Here is a 26,476-nt window from a genome sequence, read left to right on the forward strand (position 1 = left end):
AGCTCAGTCCATACTAATTTAAAACCAGATGCGTTACAGAAGTGTGGCAATTGTTGAAAATACAATGTTACAATTATTTCATGAGCACAAAATATAATGGCCAAAACATCGTTTTAATGCCATTGAAGGATTTAAAAAATCAAAACAAATTGAAGTTACTGAGGGCATAACGCCCTGAGTTTTAAAGTACTCAAGCCCAAATTATGAAAAAGCACTTTATCAAAGTTGTACTTTCTTGCGCCATTGTAGTGGGAAGTTTTTCAAGTTGTAAAAACTCCTCATCCTCCTCAAAAAACGTCTCTAGAGCCACGGGATGGAAAATTAATGCAAAAGAGGGTGGATTTCAATACAATTCAGATTTCAAAGAGCAAGAAACACCTCCAGGAACCGTATTTGTTGAAGGTGGAACCTTTACAAAAGGAAAGGTTCAGGACGATGTAATGCACGATTGGAACAACACACCTACTCAGCAGCACGTACAATCGTTCTACATGGATGAGACCGAGGTGACCAATGTTATGTACCTAGAGTACTTGGATTACCTAAAAGAAGTCTATCCACCTGAAAACCCAAACTATGCCAATATATACAAAGGCGCATTGCCCGATACCTTGGTATGGAGAAACCGATTGGGCTTTAACGAGACCATGACCAACAACTACCTAAGACACCCCGCCTATGCAGAATATCCCGTAGTCGGTGTTAATTGGGTGCAGGCCACGCAGTATGCGGAATGGAGAACTGACAGGGTAAACGAATTGATGTTGGAAAGAGAAGGCTTTCTAGCTGATGACACCAAATACAAAGTGATGAATGGTGAGGTTGCCGGTACCTTTAGTACTGAGGCCTACCTAAATAATCCAGAATCAGTATACGGTGGTGAAATTGATTCACTACAAGGAAAGCAAAAACGTGATTCCATCAATGCTTTTGCCAAAAGAAGCAGTGGCGTTATTATGCCAGAATACAGACTTCCCACCGAAACAGAATGGGAGTATGCCGCAGAAGCACTTGTTGGATCTAGGGAATACAACAACTACAGAGGTAGAAAAAAATATCCTTGGGAGGGAGATTACACTCGAAATGGACAACGTGTAGGTCGTGGTGACCAGTTGGCCAACTTTAAACAAGGTAAGGGAGATTATGGTGGAATCGCTGGATGGTCTGATGATGGTGCCGATATCACCGCTCAGGTGAAATCTTACAAGCCCAACGATTTTGGTCTATATGACATGGCCGGAAACGTAAGTGAGTGGGTAGCGGATGTATACCGACCTATTGTAGATGATGAAATCAGTGATTTCAACTACTACCGTGGAAACGTTTTCATGAAAAAAGCCATTGGCGAAGATGGTAAAGTTGAAATATTGGAAGACAAAATTGTCTACGATACATTGCCCAACGGAAAAATTGTTGCCATGAACCTTCCTGGTGAAATTAAAGAAGTTCCTGTAGGTGAAGAAGAAACGTATCTAAGAACCAATTTCGATAAGAGTGACAACCGAGGCTATAGAGATGGAGACCCAGGTTCTTCAAGATTCTTTAGCAGGTTCAGTGATGAGGAGGACAACAGAAAAATGTACGATTCTCCACAGTTTGAAGCTGAGCGTGACTCCACAGGACAACTTGTGAGAAAGTATGACACCTCCAACTACAGAACCTCTTTGATCAATGATGAAGTTCGTGTGTACAAAGGTGGTTCTTGGAGAGACAGAGCCTATTGGTTAGATCCTGCACAGCGTAGATATCTACCACAATATATGGCTACGGATGACATTGGATTTAGATGTGCCATGTCTAGGGTTGGATCAAAATCCAAAACCAAAAACAAGACCGTGCGACATAAAAAAGCAAGATAAATTCAGCATACAAATTTTTAAAGGCCCCGCCATTTGGTCGGGGCTTTTTTTTATCTTCGATTTATGACAATGGAACACCTTCACGCTCTCTTTTTAGAGCATCTCACCATCTCTACGGATACGCGTAAAATCACGGATAACTGCCTCTTTTTTGCTTTAAAAGGCCCCAATTTCAATGGCAACGAATTTGCAAATGATGCCCTGGAAAAAGGCGCAGCTTATGCCATAATTGATGAAGAAGAACATAAAACCTCGGAGCGGCATATACTATGTGAAGATGTATTGCAAACCCTGCAACAATTGTCCACCTACCACAGAAAAAATTCCGACGCCAAGGTCATTTCGCTGACCGGAAGTAATGGAAAAACTACCACCAAGGAGTTGATAAATGCCGTACTCTCCAAAAAATACAAGACCATAGCCACCAAAGGCAACCTGAACAATCACATTGGGGTGCCATTGACCTTGCTTTCCATAGAAAAGGATACCGAGATTGCCATTGTTGAAATGGGAGCCAATCATAAAAAGGAAATCGAGTTTTTGTCCAATATTGCCCTGCCTGATTTTGGTTATATTACCAACTTTGGAAAGGCCCATTTGGAGGGTTTTGGAGGGGTGGAAGGCGTCATTCAGGGGAAAAGTGAGTTGTACGACCACCTTATGGCCCATGACAAGCATATCTTTATGAATGCCGATGACCCCATTCAGTTGGAAAAGTTGGGTGCGTACATTAAAAAAATAGGATTCAGTACAAAAGACCTCCAGTATTACAACATCAAATTCATTGAAGCCAATCCGTACGTGGTGCTAGAGGTGGAAGGAATACGTATGGAAACCCAACTCATTGGGAAATATAATTTTTTCAACTGCTGCGCGGCCATTTTAATGGGCAAATATTTTAATGTGCCTTTGGAAGATATCAAAACCGCCCTAGCGTCCTATCAACCCCAGAACAACCGTTCTCAACTCATCGAGAAAAACGGACTGAATATCATTCTCGACGCCTATAATGCCAACCCCACCAGCATGCGTGCGGCTTTGGAAAATTTCAGTGCTATGCAGGCTGAAAATAAAACGCTCATTATTGGCGATATGTTTGAATTGGGGCCAACCGCTGCCAAAGAACACCAAGCTATTGCCGATTTGGCGAAAGAACTTAAATTCAATGCTATTTTTTTGGTGGGCGAGAACTTTTTTGAGACAAAGACCACACTCAACAAGTTTCACTCCTTTGATGTTCTAAAAGAACACCTCCAAAAAAAACCATTGGAAAAGGGAATGGTGTTGATCAAGGGAAGTCGCGGAATGGCATTGGAACGGGTGTTGGAATTGGTGTGAAAATCTAAAAAAAAGAAGTGGGATATACTGGATTCGAACCAGTGACCTCTGCCCTGTCAAGGCAGCGCTCTAAACCAACTGAGCTAATATCCCATTAAAAAGCGGTGCAATATCGGAAATTTGTCACCAATCTCCATACTCTGCCGAATTCTTTTGTGTTTCGTGCAAGGTAATGTGCAATAATTGGCCCTTTTCCAGCTTAGGTTTTAAGATGTCATATATGACTTTCACAAAATATTCCGTAGTTGGCAAAATATCCGCGAACTCGGGACAATCCTCATTCAGGTTTTTATGATCAAAGCGTTCTTCAACCTCATCCTTTATCAAATCGCCTAGTACTGCCAAATCCATCACAAAACCAGTATTGGGGTCTACTTCGCCCCTTATCCGCACTTCTAAGTCAAAGTTATGCCCATGATAGTTGGGACTGTTGCACTTTCCAAAAACGGCAATATTCTTTTCTTGACTCCAATTGGGATTATGGAGCCTATGCGCGGCATTAAAATGGGCTTTTCTGCAAATGGTGGCAATCATTAAAGCAAACTTTTTGCAAAGATACTTTTTACAAAATGACCCCACGAAAAAATCGACATATATTCTGTCCCCGCCATACGCGAAGGGCCACCCTTACTTACGGATAGCCTTCACTATCTTTTGAAAAATCTCAGTGTTCTCGTACACCCCACCAAAATTTTGGGATTGGGGTCCATATGCAAATAAAGGCACAAGGATTCCTGTGTGATCCACGGTTAAAAAATCGCCCTGTACAACCCCTTCGCTACTATTTCCCCCTACAATTCCAAAACCCGAGGTTTCGTGATCTGCCGTAATCACTACCAAAGTGTTCCCATATGCATCGGCAAATTGCAACGCTTCAGCAATGGCCTGGTCAAAATCGAGCATTTCTTCTACAATATCACTGGTACTGTTTGAATGTCCACCATTGTCAATTTGGGCAGCTTCCACCATCAAGAAAAAGGGATTCTCATTGGTACTTAAGACTTCAAGAGCCCTTTTTACCGCATTTGGAAAAGCATCTTTTCGTCCATTTTGGACTGATGGCACCTTGTTCTCTCCCAGATAAATGGCGGTTGGTTGCTGAAACGAATCAAACGTCTCCATTTTTTGGGTTGTAAAGGCTGTTTTAATCGAGCGCTCCTGACTTTGTCCTCCCGCGATGAAGAAATCGAGCTTGCTCTGCTTTAAATCCTCCACAAGACCTTCGGTGTCATCGCGTTCCACTCTATGTGCATAAAATGATGAAGGCGTGGCCCCATAAATGGCGTCAGTGGTCACAATGGCTGTATAGAATCCATGATCACTGGTTATATCCACCAAGTTGGTCAAGGCTTTTCCATTGGGATCTACACCAATGGCCCTATTGTTGGTTTTGAATCCCGTGGCCATGGCGGTAGCACCCGCAGCGGAATCCGTAATTAAGTCGTCTGAAGAAGCGGTTTTTACCAAACCAATAGTTTTGATTCCCGCCACGGTTAAATCTCCTTGGTTGGCAATCATCGCTGCAGCTATTTGAGCCAGTCCATTGCCATCACCAATCATGAGAATGACATTTTTAGGGGTTGCATTGGGGTCGTATCCATATTTGGGCCGGTATACGGGGACTGGACTTTCCTTTTTGAAGGTGTTTTTATCCAAATTGTCCAAATATTGCTTGGCCAAGGCAGGTTCATCCGTGTTGATGTAATCCACGCCCAGTTTTGCCAAACGCACCCAAGCCGTCTTGGTATCGGGTGTGGCCCAAAAACGGAAAGGCTTGCCCGCCTTTTTGGCTTTTTTAATTGCGGTTTGCACTTTTTCCATGTCTGGAGCGGTCATTCGTCCGTAGCCGTTCCATCCGGAATAGTCATTATAACTAACACTGACCAAGGCAACTTTTTCCAGCGAAATGGCATCCAACTCGTCTAAATTCTGATGGTCGAACCGAATGAAATCAGGGTAATTTTTATACTCCTCCGGCGTAGGTCGGTTTCCTGAAATCACAAATTTAACTTTATCCGATTCAACCAACGCGGGATAGCCCTTTAACACCTCAACAAGTTTTCTAAGTGTCTTTTCCGCTCCAGATTTCACATCGATGAGCAATTGCAATTCTCGAAGTTCTCCAGATTGATGTAAACTTAACAAACTATCCAAATACATCTTTGAAAGCGTATGTTCACGAATGATCTCATTCTCGCTGTGGGTGACATACAACACATCGTCCTTTAAAAAAATATCAGATTCTATGGAGGCTGCTCCATTGCTGTAGGCATACCAAAAGGGCAGTTCCTGTGCGTAATCGTTGTGCGAGTGCACTTTATACACTTGGGCGCGCAGTACCCCAACGCCCAGCAATACCAATAAAGCAACGAGGATAAGTAGAATTCTTTTATTCATTTTCAACAGGTTTAGGATTCAACGCAATGCGCATCTTGTGGTATATTTCATTATTTTCATAAATGCCCTGAAAATTTTCGGCACCTTTTCCTTTGGCAAAAACGGGAATGAGTTCCCCACTGTGCTGGTCTGTATTAAAATATACAGCAACCTTTTCGGGGACTTCTTTCTTATCGCCAGTGCTTTCATCCACATCATAATATTTTCCAATGCTGACACCGCCAGTTTCATGGTCTGCAGTCACTACCAACAGTGTATTGGGGTGTTCTTCCACAAAATCCAAAACCACACCTAACGTTTTATCAAAATCAAGCACCTCGGAAATCATCATTTCGGCATCTTTGGCATGCCCGCCCCAATCAATGTACGAACCTTCCACCATCATAAAAAATGGCTTATCATTCTGATTGAAATAGTTCAATGCCTTTGAAGTGGCTTCAATCAAGAAATCCCCCCGACCGTCAATTTTGGATGGAATCCCTTCATCCGCCAAAATATACGCATTAGGTTGGTCCAAGACAGGTTCTGACAGTTGAAGGGTATCCAAGTGGTATCCTTGCTGAATAAAATCAGTAAAAATATTTTTACCATCGGTCCTATTCCTGAAATAGTTCCTGCCCCCACCGGCAATAAAATCCACTTTGGCCGTTGCCAGTTGTGCCGCAATATCTTCGTGCAAATCCCGATCTTTAACATGGGCATAAAAACTGGCCGGAGTGGCATGGGTAATTGTGGTAAGGCTAATGAGTCCCGTTTGGTAGTCCTGTTTTTGAAGATGTTCCAAAATGGTCTCCTGAGGAATGGTATCCACAGAAACGCCAATGGCTCGTTTATAGGTTTTTTCACCTATTGAAAAGGCCGTGGCTCCCGCAGCTGAGTCTGTAATTCTATGGCTTTTATCCGATGTTTTATGAAATCCTATATGTTTGAACCTTGAAAAATTAGGAGTACCCTCCCCAAAGTAATAGGCTGTGGATACCTGCGGAACCCCCATGCCGTCGCCAATCATTAAAATGATGTTCAAGGGTTCTTCTTGGGCTGGTTTTTCTTCGTTTTGGTTGATGGAACAACCAGACATACCAATCAATACGACTATTGCTATGAATTTTTGAAATGAAAATCTCATTTGTTCAATTTTTAAGAATGAATTAAAACGAGAGCGGCAAGAGGTAAAACCATCTTGCCGCATTCTCTGCAAAATACACCTGATTAATAACCTTCATTCTGATTGAGGAAACCATCAATGCCGGAAGCGGCATCCACAGCACTTTGTGGAATAGGAAACAATCTGTGAAAGATGTCCGAATCAGTTTTATCTGTCCAAGTGTCCTCATAGGTACCAAAGCGGATTTGATCTCCACGTCTAAAACCTTCCCAGTATAATTCAAAACCGCGTTCACGCAACATAACATCCAAATCAATGGATTCCAATGCTTCGGGAGTTTGCTCCGGACGTGCCGTTCTTGAGGTCCTTACTGTGTTCACATCAGCCAATGCCCCACCTGTATCACCGTTTCTCAATTTAGCTTCTGCACGCATCAAATAGATTTCGGCCAAACGCATCAATACAAGATCTACACTGCTAAAATTGTTGCCGTTGGGTGAAGTTCTACTGAACTGGTATTTGGATACCCTGTAACCGGTATTGTGCAACGAGCCCTCATTGGTGAAATTAACATCCAAGGTATGGTTCACATATCCCACATCCCTATCCGGGCCATTTCCTTTTCTTTGTTGAACGGGATAAATCCTAACGCCGCCATCGCAGGTCAAAAATGCGCCATCATCACCTTTTCTAGGTCCCCATTGGACGCCCCTTAATATACCTCGGTCCATCTCAAACTCGTTAGGTGCAATACAATAATAACTGTCTTCGGTCTCTGTTGCAACTTCTTGCGCGCGACCCTCAAAATCTTGAAGTTGCGCATCGGGAATTATGGTATTCTGTTGATAGAACCTTGCATCGGCCTCAGCAGGATCCACATCGCCGTAGGCATCTACCCAAGTTTGGTAAAAATCTGATGTTATGGCAGGCCCGTCAGTTCCATCAGCACTTGTAAATTCTGGCCTTGGAAACATGGAGCCTGCGATGGACCAATACGCCCAACGACTATGTTCCCTATTGAGCACTCCTCGTTGATCCAAAGCAAAAATCAGCTCGGGATTGGAATTATTGTCATCATTAAATAATGCAAAGTATTCCGGGGATAATGAAAAATTACCAGAGTTAATAATGTTGTCCGTGTACTCAATCACGCTGTCCATATCCTCGCTGGTGAAACTTGGTGTTCCATACGGATCGCGATATACAGCTGCGTTCAGGTGCAATCTGGCCAAAAAGCCCCAAACCGCTGCTTGGGTAATTCTCCCAGGGCCTCTATCGGTATTGATGACATCAACTACCGAAGTCAATTCACTCTCAATATAATCAATGGCTTCTTGGCCCCTGAGCACTTCGGAAAGCTCATCCGAGGATTCCTTTCTAAGCACAACGCCCCAACTATCCAACATCAGCATATTTAAATATCCTCTCAACGCCTTCATTTCGTAAAGGGCCCCAAGAGCTTCTTGATTTCCTTCGTCTGCCAAGGGCGATAACACTTCAATTGCAGCCAAAGTTCTGGAGATGTTGGTGGTAAGTTCGTTCCAAGCATCACCTACCAAATCGTTGGAAGGGGTTATGGTATGGGCATGTGCCGCAAGAAACTTACCTCCATCGAACCAATCTGTTCCGCCGCGGTAGGGCAACATCGCCTCATCTGAGGGGATAAGTTGTAGCCCATAGTAATTGGTATGTCTCCATGTCCAAGAGATATAGCCATACGCAGGAGCAATGGCCCCACTAATGGTTTCTGCCTGCCCGCCAAATTCCGATTCGTCCAGCCTTTCTTCTTCCAAATCGGTACAGTTCCAATTTAACATGGCACAAAACGCCACTATTGTGATTATTATTCTGTTTTTCATTTTAGAAACAATTTTTTTATTAAAAAGATACATTCAAGCCAACCAATAGTGTTCTTGGTGTTGGATAGGTAAAACGATCTATTCCGAACGTTTGAATTCCGTCCAAGGTGCTACCCGTATTCACTTCGGGGTCAAAGCCGGAATAATCTGTGATCACAAACAGGTTCTGGCCTGTAAGGGTAAACCGAATGTTGTTCATCCAATCCCCCAATCCAATGCTTTGCGGACTAAGGTTGTATCCCAAAGTGGCATTGTTCAATCTCAAAAAGCCTCCATCTTCCAAATACCTGGTGGAAACTTCGTTGGAGTTGCTATTGTCCTCATTGGGAAACTGAACTGCAAAATCTGTTGTGTTCAAATTTCTGCTGAGCTGGCCCTTTGTAAACAGAGACATTGCTGTGTGGTTGTAAATTTTATTGCCGGCAACGCCGTTGAAATTCAAGCCAAGATCAAAATTCTTGTAGTTGAAGTTCATATAGAACGCGTACAGAACATCTGGCAATGCACTGCCTACCGCAGTACGGTCATTATCCAAGGATTGCCCATCAGGTACAACATCCGTGAATTGGTTTAGGCCATCATCACCGATACCAATGAATTCTTTCATATAGAAGGTGCCAATGGGTTCATCATTGATATAACCATTGATTGTGGCACCTGTTTGACCTGCGCCTTGGGCCGCACCTGTGGTAATGACCTCAAATTGGGAATTGACCACTTTATTATCTGTAAATGAAATATTACCTCCTATGTTATAGGTAAAATCCTCACTGAAATTCCCTCTGTAATCCAAAGTGAGTTCAACCCCTGAGTTTTGGATTTCCAAGTCTGGGATATTGGTCCATACCTTTTCTGTAGGTTGAATGGGGTCTATCCTGTTAGAAAACAACACCACATCACTGGCAACCTTGTTGAAATAATCCAAGGTACCTGTAAAACTTCCGTTGAACAGGCCAAAATCCAAACCAATATTGGTTTGTGTGGAAACTTCCCATTTAAGATCGGGATAAGCTGTGCGAACCGGAACAGTGCCAAAAGGATAATCATCCAAAGTGACTTCAGTGCCATTCAAGGGATAGGTATCATTTTCAACCTTGGAGTCCACATAACTCGCCAAACTCACTTTACTAGGAATACCGTCTTGGTTTCCTGTTTGGCCCCAACTTGCCCTTAGTTTTAAATTGCTGAACAGGGTATTATCGGCCATGAAATCTTCCCTGATGATGTTCCATCCCAATGCAACGGAAGGAAAGTACCCGTATTTGTTATTGGCTCCAAACTTCGAGGAACCGTCGGCCCGCATAGTTGCCGTAACTAGATACTTGTCCATATAGGCATAGTTCACCCTACCAAAAAAGGACTGTTGCTCATTGACAAAAGCAACTGAGTTTACGGTGGTGGGCAATACTTCCGTACTAATTTGATCCTGGTAGCGTGGCTCTATTCCATTGTCGGCAAAACCATCCAGTTCAAACACCTTTTGCTCAAACTTGGTTTCTTGGTAGGAATGACCTGCCAACAAAGTAAAATTGTGATCGCCTTCGGCATAGGTATAGGTAAGTGTATTCTCAACCAATGTATTTGTATTGGTGGTCGTGGAAGTGTTCAGTGATCCATCCTCAAAACCTTCCAGCAAAGCGTAGGGGATAAATTGTACGTCACGGTTGGTTGTGGAGTAATCAACACCTAAGTTCAATTTATATGTCAACCCTTTTACAATTTCCAATGAAGGTGCAATGTTGGCTAAAATTCGATTGTTGTTCGCTTCATCGAGATAAATCCGATTGCGGACAATTGGGTTCAGCCGTTCATCCAACAATGTTGGTGCGCCATTGGTATAAACCGGTAAAGTGGGATTCAATTGTAACATGTCTGTAACCAATGCTCCCGTATCTGGTCTCTCGTTTACAGTTCTGGAAGCAGTAAGGTTTAAATCGACATTAAAACGTCCATCGATGGCTTTCTGGGTCAAATTTACCCGACCTGAGTATCTCTTAAGGGAGCTATTATTAAAAATACCTTCCTGATCATCCAGACCAGTGGACACATAATAGGAGAAGGAATCACTGGAACTACCACTTAAAGAAAAATTGACATTCTTTGAAATTCCAGTCCTTGTCAATTCATCCTGCCAGTCGGTGTTCGCTCCTGCATCAAAAAGAGTACCTCCAACAGCGGGCACTTGTTCTCTGAATTCACTAGCACTGAACACCTCCATTTCATTGGCAAGTGTGGACATTGCAGTGGACATGGACAAGTTCATTTCCGTTCTGCCAGTCCTACCCTTCTTGGTGGTAATCACGATTACCCCATTGGCGGCCCTAGCCCCATATATAGCTGCTGATGAAGCATCCTTTAGAACATCGATCGAGGCAATATCCTGTGGATTTATAAAGTTCAGGGGATTCGAAGCCACCCCAGTAGGACTATTGTCAATGACAAAACCATCCACAACAAAAAGTGGTGTTGTTCCTGACCTAAGGCTCCCCACACCCCTAATGATTATATTTTGCGCGGCCCCAGGCTCACCGCTCACACTGGTAACATTTACACCGGCTATCTTACCCTGCAAAAGCTGTCCAGGGTTGGCAACCACCCCTTGGTTAAAACTTTCACTCTTCAAAGATCCAATGGCTCCGGTAACATCCGATTTTCTTTGGGTTCCATAACCTACCACCACCACATCATCTAAAAGTGTCGCATCTTGTACCAATTGAATATTGACGGTAGTGCGGCCATTTACTGCCACTTCTTGCGGTTTATATCCTAAATAGGATACTTCCAGCACGGCATCTTCCTCCACATCAATGGAAAAATTGCCATCAAAATCGGTGATCGTACCGTTTGCGGTTCCTTTTTCGGCCACCGAAGCACCTGCCAATGGAACACCATATTCATCGGTAACGGTACCTGCAACGGTAACAAAAGCCACTTCAACCACTCTTTTGGGCGCCTCTGGCTTTACATCAATGGAAATGGTATGATTTATTCTTCTAAACGTAAGATTGGCATCTTTTGCCATTAATTCCAAAATGGAACGAAGGGATACCCCATTGTAAGCAATGTCGTAGGTCTTATTCAACCTTCGAACTTTTCGGTCATACACAAACTTAAACTCAGTTTGTTCCTCTATTTGTCGCAACACCTCAATGACCGTGGCATCGTCCACGGAGAGGTTTACTTTAAAATTGTCCAATTTTTGCCCTCTGGCATCAGCAGCAAGCACTGGATTCAACAGCGCTAGGACAATCAGCAAGCAAAAAGTTTGGAAAGTCAATTTGATAAATTGTTTAATAGTCAGTGAATTCATAATTTCACATAATGTTTAATGGTTATAAGAATTTGTAATTGTTGAACTGCCAGCAGTCTGTTTCCGCTCGCCAAAGTGTTGCAGACTGCTTTTTTTTGGTTTTTATCTCATACGCTTTACTTCTTTTAAGTTGGTTTATGAATTAGTCAGTGCATTTTCCTTTGATCATTATTGTTTTGTCCGCCACATATTCATAGTCCAGCCCCTTTTTGGTATACATAATGCTCTCCAGCACTGCGGACAACATTTCGTTATCATAACTGGCGGTAAGATGACAATCCCCAAAATTTTCATTTTCAAAAACAAAGGTTACACCATACCATTGCTCCAAGGATTCCATGACCTTGCTTAAAGTGACATCCTCAAAGTGGAGCACACCATTTTTCCACTGCAGAAAAGTGGCTATATCGATTTGTTCTTTTGAGATGGTTTTAGTGCTTCTATCGAAAACACCCTGTTCATTGGGTCCTAATAGGACTTCCGCATCTTTTGAAGCCACTTTCACCTTACCCGTGGCTACCGTTACGGCTATTTGTTGGTTTTCAGGGTAAGTGTTTACGTTGAACGAAGTTCCCAAGACCTCGGTACTTACCTCTCCTGATTTTATGATGAAGGGTTTATCTGGATTACGGGTCACATCAAAAAATGCTTCCCCGCTGAGTTCCACTTCACGGGTATTTTCCTCAAACCTATCTGGAAATGTGATGGTACTCCCTGAGTTTAAACGTACTTCGGTACCATCGGGCAGGGTAATGTTCATTTTTTTGCCCCATTCCGTGGTTTTCACCACTTCCACAATAGCCAGGGGAGATGGTTTTTTATAAAATTTTGAATACGCAAAATACCCAAGGGCTAGCAACAATGCCAATGACGCTGCCGTAGCCATCCATTTTGGCATTGGGCTTTTCGGTTTCTGATGTATTCCTTTGGAAAGCTTGCGCTTTATGTACTCTTTTTGGGTTTTGTTGTGGAATACGTGATTCTCGTTTTTTGTCAAAAGATTGCTGTCAAACTTTTCCAAAAGTGACTCCTCTCTTTTGGTAAGGGTACCGTTGAGGTATTTTTCCATCAATCTTTTAATGTCCTGTTCGGTCATTGTGTTCTCGTTTCACCATAGAGTACCGAAAGCACACACACACGCACATCAAAAAAAGTGAAGATGATGATTACTTAATGTAGTTAACCTTTAGATAAAGCTGATGGGGTTTAGAAGGTAAAAAACTTAACAATGGAAAGGTCCTTTCTAAGTTTTCTGAGGGCAAAGGATATTTGATTTTCCACGGAACGCTGTGAAATGTTCAACTTTTCAGCAATCTCCCGATTATTGACATTGTTGATGCGACTTAGTTTAAAAACTTCTTGGCATCTTGATGGAAGACCACCAATAATATGGTGTATTCGGCTTGAAAGTTCATCCAAGTCTTCTTCCATCTCAACTTCCGAAGCGATATAAATGGAACTAGCCGCCTCTATTTGGGTCTCATTGAATTTTGTGTCGCGTAAGGTGTTGTAACACTTATAGCGAATGGCCTTGTAGAGATAAGGTCGTATCTTTTGAATGTCCAACTGCTCGCGACGTTGCCAATAATCAATCCAAACCTCTTGGACCAAATCCTTAGCGATGGAATCATCCATAATAAGGGCCGCGGCATAGGTATACATGGGTTCCCATAACAATTCAAACAAGGTATTGAATGCATTCCTGTCCGATTTGCGTATTTGCCTGGCGAGCCTCTCCAGAGAAACCTTATGGGTATAGCCTTCTCTCATCAACACAAATTTCATAAAAATTCGTACGGATGGATATTATGATATTGTAAACTTTCCTCTTTAAAAATGACCTTGAATTGGCTTAAAAGACGGTGAACGGTACAATTGAATTTAGTGGTGAAAAATGAAAAAATTCTACGGTATGGAGCAAACGGTATTACACGGACCTAAAAGAAGGATGCTCGACTTTTTCCCGAATTGAAAAAGTTTTCTCCATTCTGGAATCAAACCCGTGAAAATTTCCTTGAAGAATGGAATACAATGGTTCGGGTGTTTCTTTGTTAATGCAAACGGCGCCATTTTGCGGGTCAACCTCCACTACGATCAATGATTGGTAATCCATTAAATGCTCAACTTGTTTGATCAATATCTTGATAACCTGCAATTGTACGGCATATTCCAAGTTGAGCAGCCGCAATGGGGTGATTTTAGTATTCTCTTTGCTGGATTTCCAAACGATTTTCACAGTATTCCTTTCTGCAAAAATAAATCATTTTACATTAATTTTACAATTAACAAATATTAAATTAACGTACATTGATGTCTGAAATCCCTTGTGAGAGATACACAAATGGTTGTTCCGCTTATACTTTTATTCTGTCTCTTCTAGATTTTTCTGGACTTTTTTTGCCCATTCAATCAGTTTCTCCTTTTCTTCCTCCGTTAGATTCCCATGCATCCATGTATAGGAGTCTTCCGGCATTTTACCTTCTTCAACCTCTTCCGCCAACTCTTCCATTTTATGCGCTTTCTTTTTGGTATCGAACGAGGCCCAATCCGAAACATTGAAATGCTCTTTCCCTTCCTCAATATGACCGTCAATCCAGAAGGAAACAGGAGCTACTTCGGCATACCATGGATATTCGGTATTATTACTATGACAATCATAGCACTTGCTCTCCAAAATGGCAACAATTTCAGTGCCCGGCCGGGTTTCACTTTCAAAAGTTGTGGCTACGGGTTCGGTAGAAATGTTTTTTTCTGGCCGAAAAAATTGGATAATCACCAATAAGACCAATAAAGCGACGAGTATTTTTTTAATGATTTTCATGATTGTAAATGGTTTAAATCTTTATTTGCAAGGTTGTATAAAAGGTTCTTGGTTCTGCTGGTAGTATTCCCGGGCCCGGATATCCCGTCGCTCTTCGGGTAAAATATGAATTGTTCAAAAGGTTATTGATTCCGGTCTCCAATTTAAAGTTTTTGTAGGTATAGGACAATGAAAAATCCAGAATGTCATAGGCCGGTATGGAACCCTCGATGCCCCTTTGGTTGTCGTTAACATCTTGCGGAGCATTTGTAGCATCCGTAAATTGTTCAGAGAGGTAGGTATATTGTAGACTTCCCAAGAAATTGCCGTATCCAAAATTCAGTCCTGTCTTTACATTTACTTTGGGAATAAATTCCACCTGATTGCCCTCTACATTATTTTCCTCCGAGGATAGATATTCAGATTCCGTCAGGGCCATATTCACAAAGTAGTTCAATTTTAATCGATCATCTTCAATTGGGAACAGTTCTTTAAGGTTTAAATCGGCAAAACCTTCCAAACCATACATAAATGCTGTTCCAATATTTCCCCTAAAACGAACTATTCTGCCTGTTTCCACAAGCTCACCCTGGGCGTTGGTCCTTGTTTCATTTTTCAAAACTTCTCCCAACCGATCATCATATAACAGACCAAATACGCTTACGTCATAATTGAGCAAGTCTCCCACTCGGCCACGCGTACCCAAATCGGCGGTGAACCCATCTTCATCCGAAATATTCTCATCGACTTGGAATGAAGGGTTTACCACCCGAATATCATTAAAAGTCACTGAACGATAATTTTGTGAAAAATTCCCGTATAGCTCTGCTTGTGGTGAAATCTTATACCCTGCCCCAAGGCCAAGGAGCACAAAACTTCTTTCAAAAGTCCTATTGTCCGGGATTTCTTCATTCAACAATGGGTTGCCGGCCAAGTCCAACACAATATTCCTATAACTGCCCTCACTTTCGGTTTTTATGTATTCAAAACGAAAGCCGGGGGTTAAGGAGAATCGGTCTGAAATATTGAAGATATTCTCTCCAAATACCGCTACGTTCAAATTCGGAAAATCAAATTGCGACTGTCTTTCATAATTCGGGAATTCATCATCCTCAAAAACAAATTCCGGAGCACTGGAAGTACTCCCCGGCCCCTGTCTTTGCTCGTTGTAGGATTGGTAATACTTTGAACCCAATAAAAGCACAGCATCTTTTTCTTTGATTTTATACCGCGTCAGCAGTCTAGCCTCTGCCCCCCAATTCTGAAAATTGTCTTGCAACAGTTCTCTGGGTTCATTGGGGTCATCGGGCTGTGAAACCCGGTTGGTCCTGAATCCTAAAGCGTTTCGGGTAGCATCCAGCGTAAACAGGTTTAAGCTAAAATCGGTGTTTGCCGAAAATTGATGATCGAGTCGGAGCGAAAAAAGTTTCCAATCTACATTAAACCAGTTTCTGTCTCGGTTACTGAACGAAGGGTCCTCCAAAAATTGCGCATCCGTTAATCCTCCAGGTTGCTTGGTAAGGTAATTGAACAAGGTCGCCTCTGCGGTCAACTTTGTTTTATCGGAAAGTTGATATCCAAAATGACCAAAAAAGTTTCTGCTGTTAAAATTGGTATTGGGTCGAAATCCATTGCCCTGTTTGTAGTTAAAATAGGTGTAATAGCTAAAATCGCCAACAGTACCACCCAAACTATTAAAACTAGTAAAGAGATCATAAGAGCCCACGGTTTGACGGGACACCAACTCCATTTTTTTGGTGGGATTTGGCTTTTTAAACTTAAAATTCACCAATCCACCAAATTGTGGGCCATATTGTAGGGAGGCCGCTCCCCGTACCACCTGAATCTCACCCAACGCCTCTGCCGGAGGGGTATAATAGCTTTCAGGATACCCCAAGGCATCTGCACTGATGTCGTACCCATTTTGCCGCACATTAAAATTTGCCGTTCTATTGGGGTCCAATCCCCTTCCCCCAATATTTAGCTGTAGGCCCGCATCGCCATTTTCATAGATGTTCAGTCCCACGACCTGCCCGTAAATCTGCCGTGCATTGTTGGCCGCCAAGTTTCCTGTAAGGTTGTCCACCAAGACCACTTCGCTCTTTTTTCCTGCATAAATGGCCGTACCCTCTACCTTTTTTAGCTGTTGAAGGGCAAAGACCTTTTCCCGTTCTTTGGTCAAAATCACTTCGGATAGTTGTTCCCCCAAAGGTTGTAGCGCGATGTTCAGCGTCCCCTCCTCATTGGTGTTCAAGATTCTTTCATACACTTGAAAACCAAAGGTAAAAACCACAATGCTGTATCGCCCAGAGGGAACATCAATGAATTGAAAATTCCCTGTTTCCGAAGTAGTCTGCAATTGTTGAAGCTCCTTGATATAGACTTCGGCCTGGGCCAACGGTTTCCCTTCCAAATCGGTTACAACACCTGTAATACTTTGTTGTCCCCATGCTATGGAAATCAATAAAAAAAGAAAAAATGTACTCTTAAATTCCTTTGATATCATCTTTAAATGGTACTATCCAAGTTTTGTGTTTAAATGAATCCTGTTCTTGGGTCAAATCCACCTTGGGGTCAATATAGGGCTGGCTCAGCCGGCCGTTCAGGGCTACATAACACTCCACATACACCCCTATGTTCTTATGGCCGTCTTTTTCAAAATGCTGTGCAAGATAGTGGGCATACTCCAAAATAAAGTCAGGCTGAAAGGCCATCTGTTTTTCTTGAAATGGAGTTAAAAAATCGGTATTGTCCACATAGAACCATTTTCCCGTAGCCTTGTCCACAATCTTAAATTGAGCATAGCCTGATTTTTCCACAAGCATGACCCGCCATGAAAAACGATATCCTTCCTCTGTCCAAAACAATTCTCCCGGATACAGCAGGTAGCGCCATGGGAAAAGGAGTTGTACTGTGAAAAACAGCAAAAGAACGCCATACCTTAGTTGGTTGACCGGCTTTTTATTGATGATGAGGGCCTTTCCGTTATCAAACAGTTTTTTGTTGAACTTGAATACTTTGGAAATAAATTCCACTATTTTATGGTGAAAACCGGCATCAAAAAAGATAAGCGCCGATACAATCATGATGTATGGAAACATGCCAATGGGAAACAACACCCTGGTCAACACATGAAAGATTACCACCAAAAAGAAACCTACATATCGGGTCTTGCTCCAAAGAAGGAGAAATGGAATTGCCAAATCATAGGCAGCTCCACCCCAACTGAATGCATAGTGCACCCATTCCTTGGTCATTAAATCTCCGATAAGCGGGATATGGAACTTGGACGGCAACCATATTTTCAAGGGCATGGCCCTGAGCAACCAATCGGAATTCAATTTGGCCAGACCTGCGTAGCAGTAAACAATTCCCAACATCAGTTTTATGGAATCGATACTCCATTTTGGTACATATTGAAAAGCAAGTGCCTTATTTTTTTTTGCATCCCATGAAAAATACGTGTTGGCTGGTAAAAAAATAAGGAGAAAGGCAACGGCACTTATAAAGTAGTAATGGTTTAGGTAGGTGGTCTTGTCCATTAATTCGATATAAGTGAAAGAGAGAAAGAAGACCACCGCAGAAATCCGATACTTATACCCCAGAGCAATACCTAGGGCAGATAACCCACAAAGCACAAAAAGAGCGTATGTTGCCATTCCCAATGGCTTCACCCATTCAAAACCATAGTATGAAAAATGAAATTTGGGCTCCAGATAAAGTTTTTCAATCCATCCATACGCCCAAAACCGAATAATGCTCCCCAACATCATAATCCCAAAAAAAATACGAAAGACCGCCAAAGGGGCGGCCTCAACATTTTTTTGCAGGTATTTATTAAGGGTCAGCTCCATCTAGTCACCATCGGCATCCACAAAATCAATACTTATGCTCATAGCCGATACCATGTCCACTTTTAACATAGGAACCACCCGTTGGACCTCATCATAGGCCAGCAACATATTGGTGGGCGGAGAATTGTTCTCAATTTCATCTTTAAAAGTGCCCAATGCCGTAACCATGTTACGTGCTTCGTTGAATTGATTATTAATCAGTTTGGCAAGATCATCCCCTTCCTTTACTGTATTCAATTCATCCAGGTAGGAAGCCAAACTTTCGCCTGTTGTGGCACTACCAAAGTGCTTCCCGTTAAAGAAATCCTGTACAGCCTTCAAGCCTGCCAGAAACATGGCTTTGCTCAAATCCGGTTTATGGTAGACCTCAATGGTGTTGGGTGCAGGAGTTCCAGAAAAGACCCCCAATGGAATTCCCATTTTACCGGCCCGTAAAAACTTTTCGTAGTAGAAGATAAAATCATTTACATACCGATCTACAGAAGCCGTTGCTGAGGAGCCATCACTATTGACAAAAGTATTGCGATAGGAACCTTCCCATCCTGAGACTACGTCAGTGGTCAGTGCTATCATATCCTCCAACAAATCCCCAATATACTCCATCGTATTGTCGGCTTCAACACCGCTTTCCCAGCGCGCCACCAAACTAACATCATCAGCTTCCAATCCATTTAAAAGATAATCCAAGGCAGGAAAACCTTTGGAATCTCGGTTGGCCGGAAGGGAAAGGTCGTAGTTGCCTGAAGAAATATGGGAATCTATCAAATCTGTATCAGCAGGATAGGTGTTCATCTGTAATCGATATCCTATTGATTCCGCAGGACCGATTTCAAACATGGATACAGTCTGCCATGCGGTGTAAGCATCGACCCATGCACTTCTAAAAGCGACCAGATTGTCAACCGTTCTATCTTGAGAAAAGGCTTCATAGGCTGAGTTTAGACTGGAAATCTCGGTTTCAAATGCTTTATACGATGGTAGTATAATGTTATCTGCCCAGTTGACCAACATAGCACCTCTGTCAAAGGTCACCGTTACATCATCATCTGTTCCTCCTACTGGGTCAGTAGAACCATCCGATGAACAGGCCCAAACAACCAAAGCAACCACAATTGAAGCCCACCAATATTTCCTCATCGCTTTTATTTTTATTTATTCCAATTAAACAAGGAGTCAAAGATAGCAAAAGAGGTGGAATTGAAACAAGACCACCTCTTTTTGTTTGTCACTTTTAAGGAATTCGTTGCGTACTAGCTTCCGGCTTGTGCTACTGTAAAATCAAACTCATCCGCAATGGCTTCGGAAATGGCATCAAGAGTGGCCGGTGTTACATCCCAAAGTCCATTTGCGCCATCATCCATTAAGTCGGCCAGGAAGGCATCCACTTCAGTTTTGGTGAAGTAAGGATCATTTGTACCGGGTTTGCGTGTAAACTGCAAGCTGTAGATAAAGCCATACCCTTCTGACAAATCATGGAAGGCCCCACCATAATCAGGTGTCTCTTGGTCAATCGCGTTCTTCGCTTGTTGCAAATAATACACGGCCCTTATTCCGATTATTTCGGAAATCAGTTCCCGTAAAATCTCTGCTTGCTCGTTGCGAACCGTATAATTTTTGGCAACGATGGCAGCACGTCCCAATTTAAAGGCTTGGTAAATGTCTTCGGTGATGCCTGCAAAATCCGTATCACCTTCAACACGACCAATGTACTTGTTTAAAAAACTATCATCTTCACCAATGGTCGGTCTTGGGTCGGCCAAGTTTTGAGCGGTACCAAAGGCATAGCCATAGGCTTCGTCCCAATCATGCTCCATATCGGTGTAATTCTTGCCTTCGACCAAAGTTCCGGCGTCATTGGCTTCCTCAAATGGGTCCAGCACATTTGAACTGATATAATTGTTCAGAATTTGATCTACCATTAAGGCTCCAATCAATGATTTATTGAAAACTTGGTTCATTTCCAATCCTTTTGCGGTAACGTATCTTGTGGAGGAACCGTCCGCAATCTGACCGGCAGTACCGGCCGCTGCAGCTGTGTTCCAATTTGGGTACACCTCATCTACTTGTGTCTTGATCCAATTCTCAAAATCGGCACGGATTAGCGCCTGGTTGGTGGCATTACCGGAAAAATAATCGAAAGAAGCTGCTGTTTTGCTTCGTACACTTTTATCGGATGCATTTAAATCAGCGTCGGAAAAATCGCTGGCACCTTCCACGTGTGCGAACATGTCATTTAATATCTGCTCGGTGGTGGTTTCATCCTGAAGTTTGGAAATAATCTCCTCCGCCATTAAAATACGGGTGGTCTGTCCATCAAAGCTTACCGAACTTTCACCATTTCTTTCAAAAATATAAGTAGTAGGATTGTCAATGGCGATTATTGGGTCAACATCGTCAGAATCATCGTTGGAACAAGAAGCCATAAGACCTACAATCATACCCAACAAAAGGAATCTTTTTACCATTTTAATTTTATTTAGATTAAATGTAAATAGTTTGTTGCGGCAAATATATTCTCCAGCTATTTGATTGACAAATTTATTTAGACTTATTTTAAATGACTGATGAATATTTTTTTGAAAGAGAGTCAACACCTTCGTTTAAAAACAATTATGGTGTTTTTGTGGGATGGGCATAATTATGCAATTGGAAATCGCTATACGGATTTGTAGTTCGCTATATGAATTTATATCTATGAGAGCATCAATATTACAAGATTAGACTTGAAAAAAATTCATTCTTTACCATATGCTTGTTCCAAATGATTCTACTATGGTCCATTCATCATTCCGTTTCTCCATGCAAAGAATCCCTGAACTGCCATTTAACATACCTTTACTTATCCCCAATTCTAGAACTGCTTTTGTTTTATCAGAATTATATGTAATGGCTGAAAAGTGAAAAAGTATGTCAGCATTGTAGAAACCGGTCAACTCATCCGTTTGGGTCGTGTCTACCAGTTTGATATGATGTCCCCTTGGACTTTCAATGCCACTAAGATCAGTGATAATTTTAGTATTGGTTTTACTGGAATTCATTAACTCCTTATATGTGTCTGGGAGAAGATTTATGGCTGATGAGTCGAAATCACCATACATGTTAGGATGTATTCCGACGTCCATCTTTACGTTAAGAAGGGAATCTACAATTCTCTGGGGTATTATCGTATCATTAGAATCCAAGGATGGTGGTGGTGGAGTTGGATAGGCAAGCGCATCAATTAACTTGCTCATGATCAACTTATCGTTTGTTTCCAACACAGAATGCTGACCAATGCAACTAATTGCAATACATAAGATTAAAATGATATAAAATGAAAATTTCATAAACACCAATTACCGTTTCCAACGAAATTGTGTTGGCTTTTATGTCCGCCAGGGGAATCTTTTAATTGAACTTTATTGTTTTCGCCTTGCTCTTACTTCGTTTCATTGTTTGGCAAAATCAATTTTCAAAGTCCGATATGCGATATATTCTACTTCCATTTTTTTCAGTTCGCCGAATAAGTCCGTATTGTAAATTCCATTTGCATCCGAGTAAATTTCCGATGTTCTCTCCGAACCGTTTTGCTCGATAGTTAATTTAAGTTTAGCATTTATCAATGGTTCTTTTTTTTCCGAATCAAATACTTTTCCACGTACGGATTTTCTGTTTTCCAATTCGGTAATGATCATTGAGATTTCCCCCATTATAACACAACCGTCACGTCCATTAATCCCATAATCTGGTTTTCGATCAACAATTAATTTATTTGCTTGTTGGTTTTCCAATGTTAACTCAGGGAGAATGGTAAAATTTTTAGTTCCTCCACAACTTGAAATTAAAAGACTTGCTAATATGATTTCTTTTATCCTCATCGGAATTTTAATCTTGAATACAACTTGTTATGAATCGTTTATTTGAACTTTTAGGGTAATTCATTCTTTATTTTCTTCCCATTCTCGTATTTGAATATCAATTCATTTCCATCATCATCGAAGCAGAAAGCACTACCATGTTTTTTACCATTTAAATATTCACACTTATATGTTGTTTTTCCTTCCTTTAAAGTCTCTTCGAGTACCTTTTGCCCCTTAAGGTCGTAATGGATTATTTCTTGCCATTGCCCATGTTTATCTGATAGATATTTGATTCTCTTTTGAGGAACAAAGTTTTCGGATACGTGATAAATTGTCTTATTAGATGGTTCTTTTTCTCGGAAATTGAAATAGGTAATATCAGAAAGTATTATACCATTATCATAAAACTCTTCAAAAACAATATGACCATTTTTTCTGGTTTTTTGTGCTACCCCAGTGAAAATTTTGTCATTACTAACTTTATAGGCAAAACCATCATTAATATAAATTTCTTTAATACCAATTGTATCTTGTCCATAGCCAAAGAACAGTGGAAATATTGTGATTAATAATAGTGTATTAAGTTTTTGCTGTATTCTCAACTTAGTTGTCTTTATTGTTTATTTGAACTTTATTTTAATCGATGCTTTGCTGTACTTAGTTTTTTCAATTCCCTATCCTCCGCTGAATCAAATTCATCTGTTCTGGCACATCTATTTGTCCAAAATCCATTGTAATGGCTTTTGTCCAGATTCGCTTTTTTAAATTGAAAGTTAAAATAGCACGTAGTAGATAAATAAATTTGATATTCTTTACCAGTTTCAAATGCTAAATATCCACAGGCTCCAGATGTTCTGGCAGTATATACTGAAATTCTTTTCGGAAGTTCTTGGCCCTTATAAGTTTCAATAACCTCTAATTCAACTTTTATTAGAAAGTCCTTATCTAAAAAGTCCAGTACCTCAAAATTATTTTCATAGGATTCACAGACCAAGTCAAGACCTTTGGCAGTAAGCGATTGTCCAAAATCAACATATTCTTTACTTATCACCTTTCCATGAACGATAACCTCAGTACCCTCAAAATGAGCTTTTATATCATCTTTAACATCACATTTACATGCATGCAGTGTTTGATGGTTTAATCCAACAAGAATTAATAAAAGTAGTGTTAGTCTCATCGTTTATTAGAGCTTTCTTTAAATGTAGGAAATTTCTATTTATCAAAAATTGGGTTTTCGGTGAATGGGGAGTAAAACAGTCAATCGGGCCACATGAATTTAACTTCAAAATGGGGGTAATAAAGGGTCTAAATGGGAAACCAATTAGGTGTGCCGAAAAAGTAAACGCTTTAGACTCAGTGAACTTGTTTAAGGTTGAAAGTTCAATAAAACGGGCTTTAAAACAACAAAACCCATTCAAGTAAACTTGATGGGTTTTTTATGTCTTAAAATCACAAACCAGTTGTGAGTGTCGTGGGCGCGAAGGGATTCGAACCCCTGACCCCCTGGGTGTAAACCAGGTGCTCTGAACCAACTGAGCTACGCGCCCTATTCCATTTTCTCAAATGGAGTGCAAATATAGCATCCTTTTTCTGATACAAAAAAGAAAAAATCGAAAAAAATCACACTATTTCTGCCACAACAAATGTACTGCCTCCAACATAGACAAAATCATTGTTCTTTGCATTGGCCAAAGCTGCTCTTAATCCCGCATCCACCGAGGTGAAATTTTCACCCCCGATCCCCTGTGATTTAGCTAATTCCGATAGCTTCTCCACATCCATTCCCCTGGGAATATTGGGCTTTACAAAGTAATAATGAGCTTCTTTTGGAAATAGTTCCAAAACACCCTTTACATCTTTGTCATTTACAAAACCCAACACCATGTGAAGCTGCTCATATCTTTGCTTGGCGATTTGCTTCAACACATAGTGTAATCCCTCTTTATTGTGGGCAGTGTCACATACCACCATTGGTTTTTCTTGTAAAACCTGCCATCTGCCCATCAAACCTGTATTAGAAACCACTTTTTGCAATCCCTCCGTAATTGCCTTTTCAGTAACATTAAAAGCCCCTAACTGTTGAATTACGGCAACAACCCCTCTAACATTCTGCTTTTGGTATTCACCAAGCAAATCAGTTTTATAGTTGCGCTCCTCCAGTGTGTCTGCAAAAATTATCTCTGATTGAAGTTGATGGGCAATCAAAGTGAAGATTATTTCCGTTTCCGGCTGGCGCTCACTGATGACCACAGGAACCCTTGGTTTAATGATTCCCGCCTTTTCCAAGGCTATTTTCTCTATGGTGTCACCCAAAATATGGGTGTGGTCCAATCCAATATTAGTAATAAGGGAAACTTCAGGAGTGATAATGTTTGTAGAATCGAGTCGTCCTCCCAGACCCACTTCTATGATAGCGATGTCCACCTTTTCATCAGCAAAATAGGCAAAGGCCATCCCGACAGTCATTTCAAAAAATGACAGTTTCTTATATTCCAAAAAGGATTTGTGCTTGGAGATAAAATCAATCACAAACTTTTCACTGGCCATTTGACCATTGATTTTAATCCGTTCCCGAAAATCCTTTAAATGGGGAGAGGTGTACAGTCCCACTTTGTACCCCGCTTCTTGTAGTATTGAAGCGAGCATATGACTGCATGAACCCTTTCCATTGGTTCCTGCAACATGAATAGTTTTAAATTTCCTTTCGGGATTTTCCAGCAAACTACAGAACTCCATGATATTATCCATCTTGGCGTTCAGGGCCACAATACCCTTTTGCTGGTACATGGGAAGTTGCGAGAACATCCACTCCAGGGTCTCCTTGTAGGTCACTATTGCCCAAGTTTAAAGTTGACTACCACAAAACCTATCTGTTGTGCGGGTGCATTGGAATCTGTATTCCATCGATGGCTAAGTGCTGTTTTCCGTGCGGGGTCCAAAAGACATGGAGCTGTATTCGTCGTTCCTTTTACACCGGGTTCAGCTTTTATGACTTTCCCAGACCTATCTACTGTTATCCTGACCACAACACGACCTTCTTCATTACATTCTTGGCGCACCGCATTACTATTGACTAAAGACCTACCTTTTAATCCGTATCCACTTCCCCCACTTCCACTTCCGGGCGTACCATAATAACTGTTGGCATAGGGATCACCATCGGGTTGCCCCTTATCTCCTACCCTGTTATCATCGCCTTCGCTGCCTGTGGCTGTTCCATCAGACTGACCAATTCCACCGATAAGTGCGTCCAAGTTTTTCTTTTTCGCCTCTTGTTGCTGACGTTTTTTCTCTTCAGCCTCTCTTTTTTCACGCTCAATGCGCTCTGCTTCTTCTTTGGCTTTCTTGGCCGCTTCATCTGCTTTGCGTTTGGCTTCTTGCTGTTGCTTTATTCGGATGGACTCTTCGTTATTACTGGTCAAAACCTTTTCCACAGGTTCAGGTTCTTCTTGAACTGTTTCTTCCTGAGGCTCTGGCTCTACTTGTTGAACTTCTTCAACGGGTTCTGGTTCCACTTTTTGGGGTTCTGATCGTACCTTTTCCTTAGGTTGAACTTCGCCACTACCAAAGTCCATGGTGCCAAAGTTAACGGCAATACCGTTTTCTATGGGTGGGTCCATATAGGTAAGTCCTATGTAAAAAAGCAATAGGAGCAATACGCTCAAGAGAAGAGTAGTGAGCGTGAATGATTTTTTCTTGTGTCTCGTATCTAAAAATGCCATTATTTTGGCCGCACAGCCAAGATGACCTTGTAGTTGTTCCTATTGGCGATATCCATAACGTTGACCGCTTCTTTTATGGCAACGCTTTCTTCCGCACGTAGGATAATAGTCGGCTTGTCTTGACCTTCAAGTGCCTTTTTTAATTCAATTTCAATGTATTCCTTGTTAATCTGCTCGTTGTTCACAAAATAGTTGAGGTCCTTGTTGATGGTAACCGAAACATTCTGCGTATTGGTAGACTTGCCCTTTGCCTTTGGCAACAGTAAATCCAGGGCGTTGGGCGCATTGGATGTCAACATGAAAAACACCAGCAACAGAAATACAATATCCGTCATGGACGACATACTGAATTCTGGACTGACCTTATTTCTTCCTTTCAATTTCATATTG

At 41.6% G+C, this 26,476-nt stretch carries 22 protein-coding genes and 2 tRNA genes; 2 read left to right on the plus strand and 22 right to left on the minus strand.

The genetic code is table 11. From position 1 onward, the window contains the following. Positions 1-203: 203 nt before the first annotated feature. Positions 204-1,859: a gliding motility lipoprotein GldJ gene (gldJ, locus tag AB1A65_RS15750; protein ID WP_366590888.1), complete on the plus strand. Its 1,656-nt coding sequence runs from the start codon at positions 204-206 to the stop codon at positions 1,857-1,859. Positions 1,860-1,922: 63 nt separating this feature from the next. Beyond that, a complete protein-coding gene (murF, locus tag AB1A65_RS15755; RefSeq protein ID WP_366590889.1) occupies positions 1,923-3,197 on the plus strand; it encodes a UDP-N-acetylmuramoyl-tripeptide--D-alanyl-D-alanine ligase in 1,275 nt (424 codons plus the stop codon). A gap of 18 nt (positions 3,198-3,215) precedes the next feature. On the opposite strand, the gene AB1A65_RS15760 is transcribed toward murF, so the two are convergent. From AB1A65_RS15760 to AB1A65_RS15865, 22 genes are all read right to left on the minus strand, one after another. Then, positions 3,216-3,290, minus strand: a tRNA-Val gene (locus tag AB1A65_RS15760). Between the two features lie 30 nt (positions 3,291-3,320). Continuing rightward, a complete protein-coding gene (locus AB1A65_RS15765; protein ID WP_366590890.1) occupies positions 3,321-3,731 on the minus strand; it encodes a 6-carboxytetrahydropterin synthase in 411 nt (136 codons plus the stop codon). A 93-nt stretch (positions 3,732-3,824) separates the two neighbouring features. After that, positions 3,825-5,594 (minus strand): alkaline phosphatase, encoded by a 1,770-nt coding sequence (locus AB1A65_RS15770; RefSeq protein ID WP_366590891.1) that lies wholly within the window; start codon positions 5,592-5,594, stop codon positions 3,825-3,827. Next, on the minus strand, positions 5,587-6,720 hold the full coding sequence (locus AB1A65_RS15775; RefSeq protein WP_366590892.1) for an alkaline phosphatase: 1,134 nt from the start codon (positions 6,718-6,720) through the stop codon (positions 5,587-5,589). Before AB1A65_RS15775 ends, AB1A65_RS15770 begins: the two co-directional genes overlap by 8 nt. 83 nt (positions 6,721-6,803) lie before the next feature. Continuing rightward, the gene (locus AB1A65_RS15780) at positions 6,804-8,558 is read right to left on the minus strand and encodes a RagB/SusD family nutrient uptake outer membrane protein (protein WP_366590893.1); all 1,755 of its coding nucleotides are present in this window, start codon (positions 8,556-8,558) and stop codon (positions 6,804-6,806) included. Between the two features lie 19 nt (positions 8,559-8,577). After that, entirely contained in the window at positions 8,578-11,814 is a 3,237-nt protein-coding gene (locus AB1A65_RS15785) for a TonB-dependent receptor (protein ID WP_366590894.1), read from the minus strand. A gap of 196 nt (positions 11,815-12,010) precedes the next feature. Next, positions 12,011-12,964: a FecR domain-containing protein gene (locus AB1A65_RS15790; protein ID WP_366590895.1), complete on the minus strand. Its 954-nt coding sequence runs from the start codon at positions 12,962-12,964 to the stop codon at positions 12,011-12,013. Between the two features lie 110 nt (positions 12,965-13,074). Further along, entirely contained in the window at positions 13,075-13,638 is a 564-nt protein-coding gene (locus tag AB1A65_RS15795) for an RNA polymerase sigma-70 factor (protein WP_366590896.1), read from the minus strand. Positions 13,639-13,795: 157 nt separating this feature from the next. Further along, positions 13,796-14,104, minus strand: a complete 309-nt coding sequence (locus AB1A65_RS15800) for a hypothetical protein (protein ID WP_366590897.1) — start codon at positions 14,102-14,104, stop codon at positions 13,796-13,798. Between the two features lie 126 nt (positions 14,105-14,230). Beyond that, a complete protein-coding gene (locus tag AB1A65_RS15805; protein WP_366590898.1) occupies positions 14,231-14,689 on the minus strand; it encodes a heme-binding domain-containing protein in 459 nt (152 codons plus the stop codon). 13 nt (positions 14,690-14,702) lie between these two features. Continuing rightward, positions 14,703-17,174, minus strand: a complete 2,472-nt coding sequence (locus tag AB1A65_RS15810) for a TonB-dependent receptor (protein ID WP_366590899.1) — start codon at positions 17,172-17,174, stop codon at positions 14,703-14,705. Beyond that, positions 17,155-18,522, minus strand: coding sequence for an HTTM domain-containing protein (locus tag AB1A65_RS15815; protein ID WP_366590900.1), 1,368 nt, complete (start codon positions 18,520-18,522; stop codon positions 17,155-17,157). The genes AB1A65_RS15810 and AB1A65_RS15815 overlap by 20 nt, the downstream gene beginning before the upstream one ends. Further along, positions 18,523-19,659 carry an imelysin family protein gene (locus AB1A65_RS15820; RefSeq protein WP_366590901.1) on the minus strand — a complete coding sequence of 379 codons (1,137 nt, stop codon included), beginning with the start codon at positions 19,657-19,659 and terminating at the stop codon, positions 18,523-18,525. A gap of 113 nt (positions 19,660-19,772) precedes the next feature. Next, positions 19,773-20,987: a DUF4856 domain-containing protein gene (locus tag AB1A65_RS15825; protein ID WP_366590902.1), complete on the minus strand. Its 1,215-nt coding sequence runs from the start codon at positions 20,985-20,987 to the stop codon at positions 19,773-19,775. A gap of 276 nt (positions 20,988-21,263) precedes the next feature. Beyond that, positions 21,264-21,755 carry a hypothetical protein gene (locus AB1A65_RS15830; protein WP_366590903.1) on the minus strand — a complete coding sequence of 164 codons (492 nt, stop codon included), beginning with the start codon at positions 21,753-21,755 and terminating at the stop codon, positions 21,264-21,266. A 195-nt stretch (positions 21,756-21,950) separates the two neighbouring features. After that, positions 21,951-22,379 carry a hypothetical protein gene (locus AB1A65_RS15835; protein WP_366590904.1) on the minus strand — a complete coding sequence of 143 codons (429 nt, stop codon included), beginning with the start codon at positions 22,377-22,379 and terminating at the stop codon, positions 21,951-21,953. 50 nt (positions 22,380-22,429) lie between these two features. Next, complete coding sequence (locus AB1A65_RS15840) at positions 22,430-22,963, minus strand: hypothetical protein (protein ID WP_366590905.1); 534 nt, start codon at positions 22,961-22,963, stop codon at positions 22,430-22,432. A gap of 29 nt (positions 22,964-22,992) precedes the next feature. Beyond that, positions 22,993-23,541: a hypothetical protein gene (locus tag AB1A65_RS15845; protein WP_366590906.1), complete on the minus strand. Its 549-nt coding sequence runs from the start codon at positions 23,539-23,541 to the stop codon at positions 22,993-22,995. A 295-nt stretch (positions 23,542-23,836) separates the two neighbouring features. Next, positions 23,837-23,911 (minus strand) — tRNA-Val (locus AB1A65_RS15850). A gap of 73 nt (positions 23,912-23,984) precedes the next feature. Further along, complete coding sequence (locus AB1A65_RS15855; protein ID WP_366590907.1) at positions 23,985-25,196, minus strand: folylpolyglutamate synthase/dihydrofolate synthase family protein; 1,212 nt, start codon at positions 25,194-25,196, stop codon at positions 23,985-23,987. Further along, positions 25,196-26,086 (minus strand): energy transducer TonB, encoded by an 891-nt coding sequence (locus AB1A65_RS15860; RefSeq protein WP_366590908.1) that lies wholly within the window; start codon positions 26,084-26,086, stop codon positions 25,196-25,198. Before AB1A65_RS15860 ends, AB1A65_RS15855 begins: the two co-directional genes overlap by 1 nt. Then, positions 26,086-26,472 carry a biopolymer transporter ExbD gene (locus AB1A65_RS15865; protein WP_366590909.1) on the minus strand — a complete coding sequence of 129 codons (387 nt, stop codon included), beginning with the start codon at positions 26,470-26,472 and terminating at the stop codon, positions 26,086-26,088. Before AB1A65_RS15865 ends, AB1A65_RS15860 begins: the two co-directional genes overlap by 1 nt. Positions 26,473-26,476: the final 4 nt, after the last annotated feature.

The organism is Allomuricauda sp. ANG21 (assembly GCF_040705235.1).
Taxonomy (GTDB): Bacteria; Bacteroidota; Bacteroidia; order Flavobacteriales; family Flavobacteriaceae; genus Flagellimonas; species Flagellimonas marina.

What these genes read in the sequence shown, in the direction of transcription:
- gldJ (WP_366590888.1), top strand. Translation starts at nt 204, where the DNA reads ATGAAAAAGCACTTTATCAAAGTTGTACTTTCTTGCGCCATTGTAGTG.
- murF (WP_366590889.1), top strand. Translation starts at nt 1,923, where the DNA reads ATGACAATGGAACACCTTCACGCTCTCTTTTTAGAGCATCTCACCATC.
- AB1A65_RS15765 (WP_366590890.1), bottom strand. Translation starts at nt 3,731, where the DNA reads ATGATTGCCACCATTTGCAGAAAAGCCCATTTTAATGCCGCGCATAGG.
- AB1A65_RS15770 (WP_366590891.1), bottom strand. Translation starts at nt 5,594, where the DNA reads ATGAATAAAAGAATTCTACTTATCCTCGTTGCTTTATTGGTATTGCTG.
- AB1A65_RS15775 (WP_366590892.1), bottom strand. Translation starts at nt 6,720, where the DNA reads ATGAGATTTTCATTTCAAAAATTCATAGCAATAGTCGTATTGATTGGT.
- AB1A65_RS15780 (WP_366590893.1), bottom strand. Translation starts at nt 8,558, where the DNA reads ATGAAAAACAGAATAATAATCACAATAGTGGCGTTTTGTGCCATGTTA.
- AB1A65_RS15790 (WP_366590895.1), bottom strand. Translation starts at nt 12,964, where the DNA reads ATGACCGAACAGGACATTAAAAGATTGATGGAAAAATACCTCAACGGT.
- AB1A65_RS15795 (WP_366590896.1), bottom strand. Translation starts at nt 13,638, where the DNA reads ATGAGAGAAGGCTATACCCATAAGGTTTCTCTGGAGAGGCTCGCCAGG.
- AB1A65_RS15805 (WP_366590898.1), bottom strand. Translation starts at nt 14,689, where the DNA reads ATGAAAATCATTAAAAAAATACTCGTCGCTTTATTGGTCTTATTGGTG.
- AB1A65_RS15810 (WP_366590899.1), bottom strand. Translation starts at nt 17,174, where the DNA reads ATGATATCAAAGGAATTTAAGAGTACATTTTTTCTTTTTTTATTGATT.
- AB1A65_RS15815 (WP_366590900.1), bottom strand. Translation starts at nt 18,522, where the DNA reads ATGGAGCTGACCCTTAATAAATACCTGCAAAAAAATGTTGAGGCCGCC.
- AB1A65_RS15820 (WP_366590901.1), bottom strand. Translation starts at nt 19,659, where the DNA reads ATGAGGAAATATTGGTGGGCTTCAATTGTGGTTGCTTTGGTTGTTTGG.
- AB1A65_RS15825 (WP_366590902.1), bottom strand. Translation starts at nt 20,987, where the DNA reads ATGGTAAAAAGATTCCTTTTGTTGGGTATGATTGTAGGTCTTATGGCT.
- AB1A65_RS15830 (WP_366590903.1), bottom strand. Translation starts at nt 21,755, where the DNA reads ATGAGCAAGTTAATTGATGCGCTTGCCTATCCAACTCCACCACCACCA.
- AB1A65_RS15835 (WP_366590904.1), bottom strand. Translation starts at nt 22,379, where the DNA reads ATGAGGATAAAAGAAATCATATTAGCAAGTCTTTTAATTTCAAGTTGT.
- AB1A65_RS15845 (WP_366590906.1), bottom strand. Translation starts at nt 23,541, where the DNA reads ATGAGACTAACACTACTTTTATTAATTCTTGTTGGATTAAACCATCAA.
- AB1A65_RS15860 (WP_366590908.1), bottom strand. Translation starts at nt 26,086, where the DNA reads ATGGCATTTTTAGATACGAGACACAAGAAAAAATCATTCACGCTCACT.
- AB1A65_RS15865 (WP_366590909.1), bottom strand. Translation starts at nt 26,472, where the DNA reads ATGAAATTGAAAGGAAGAAATAAGGTCAGTCCAGAATTCAGTATGTCG.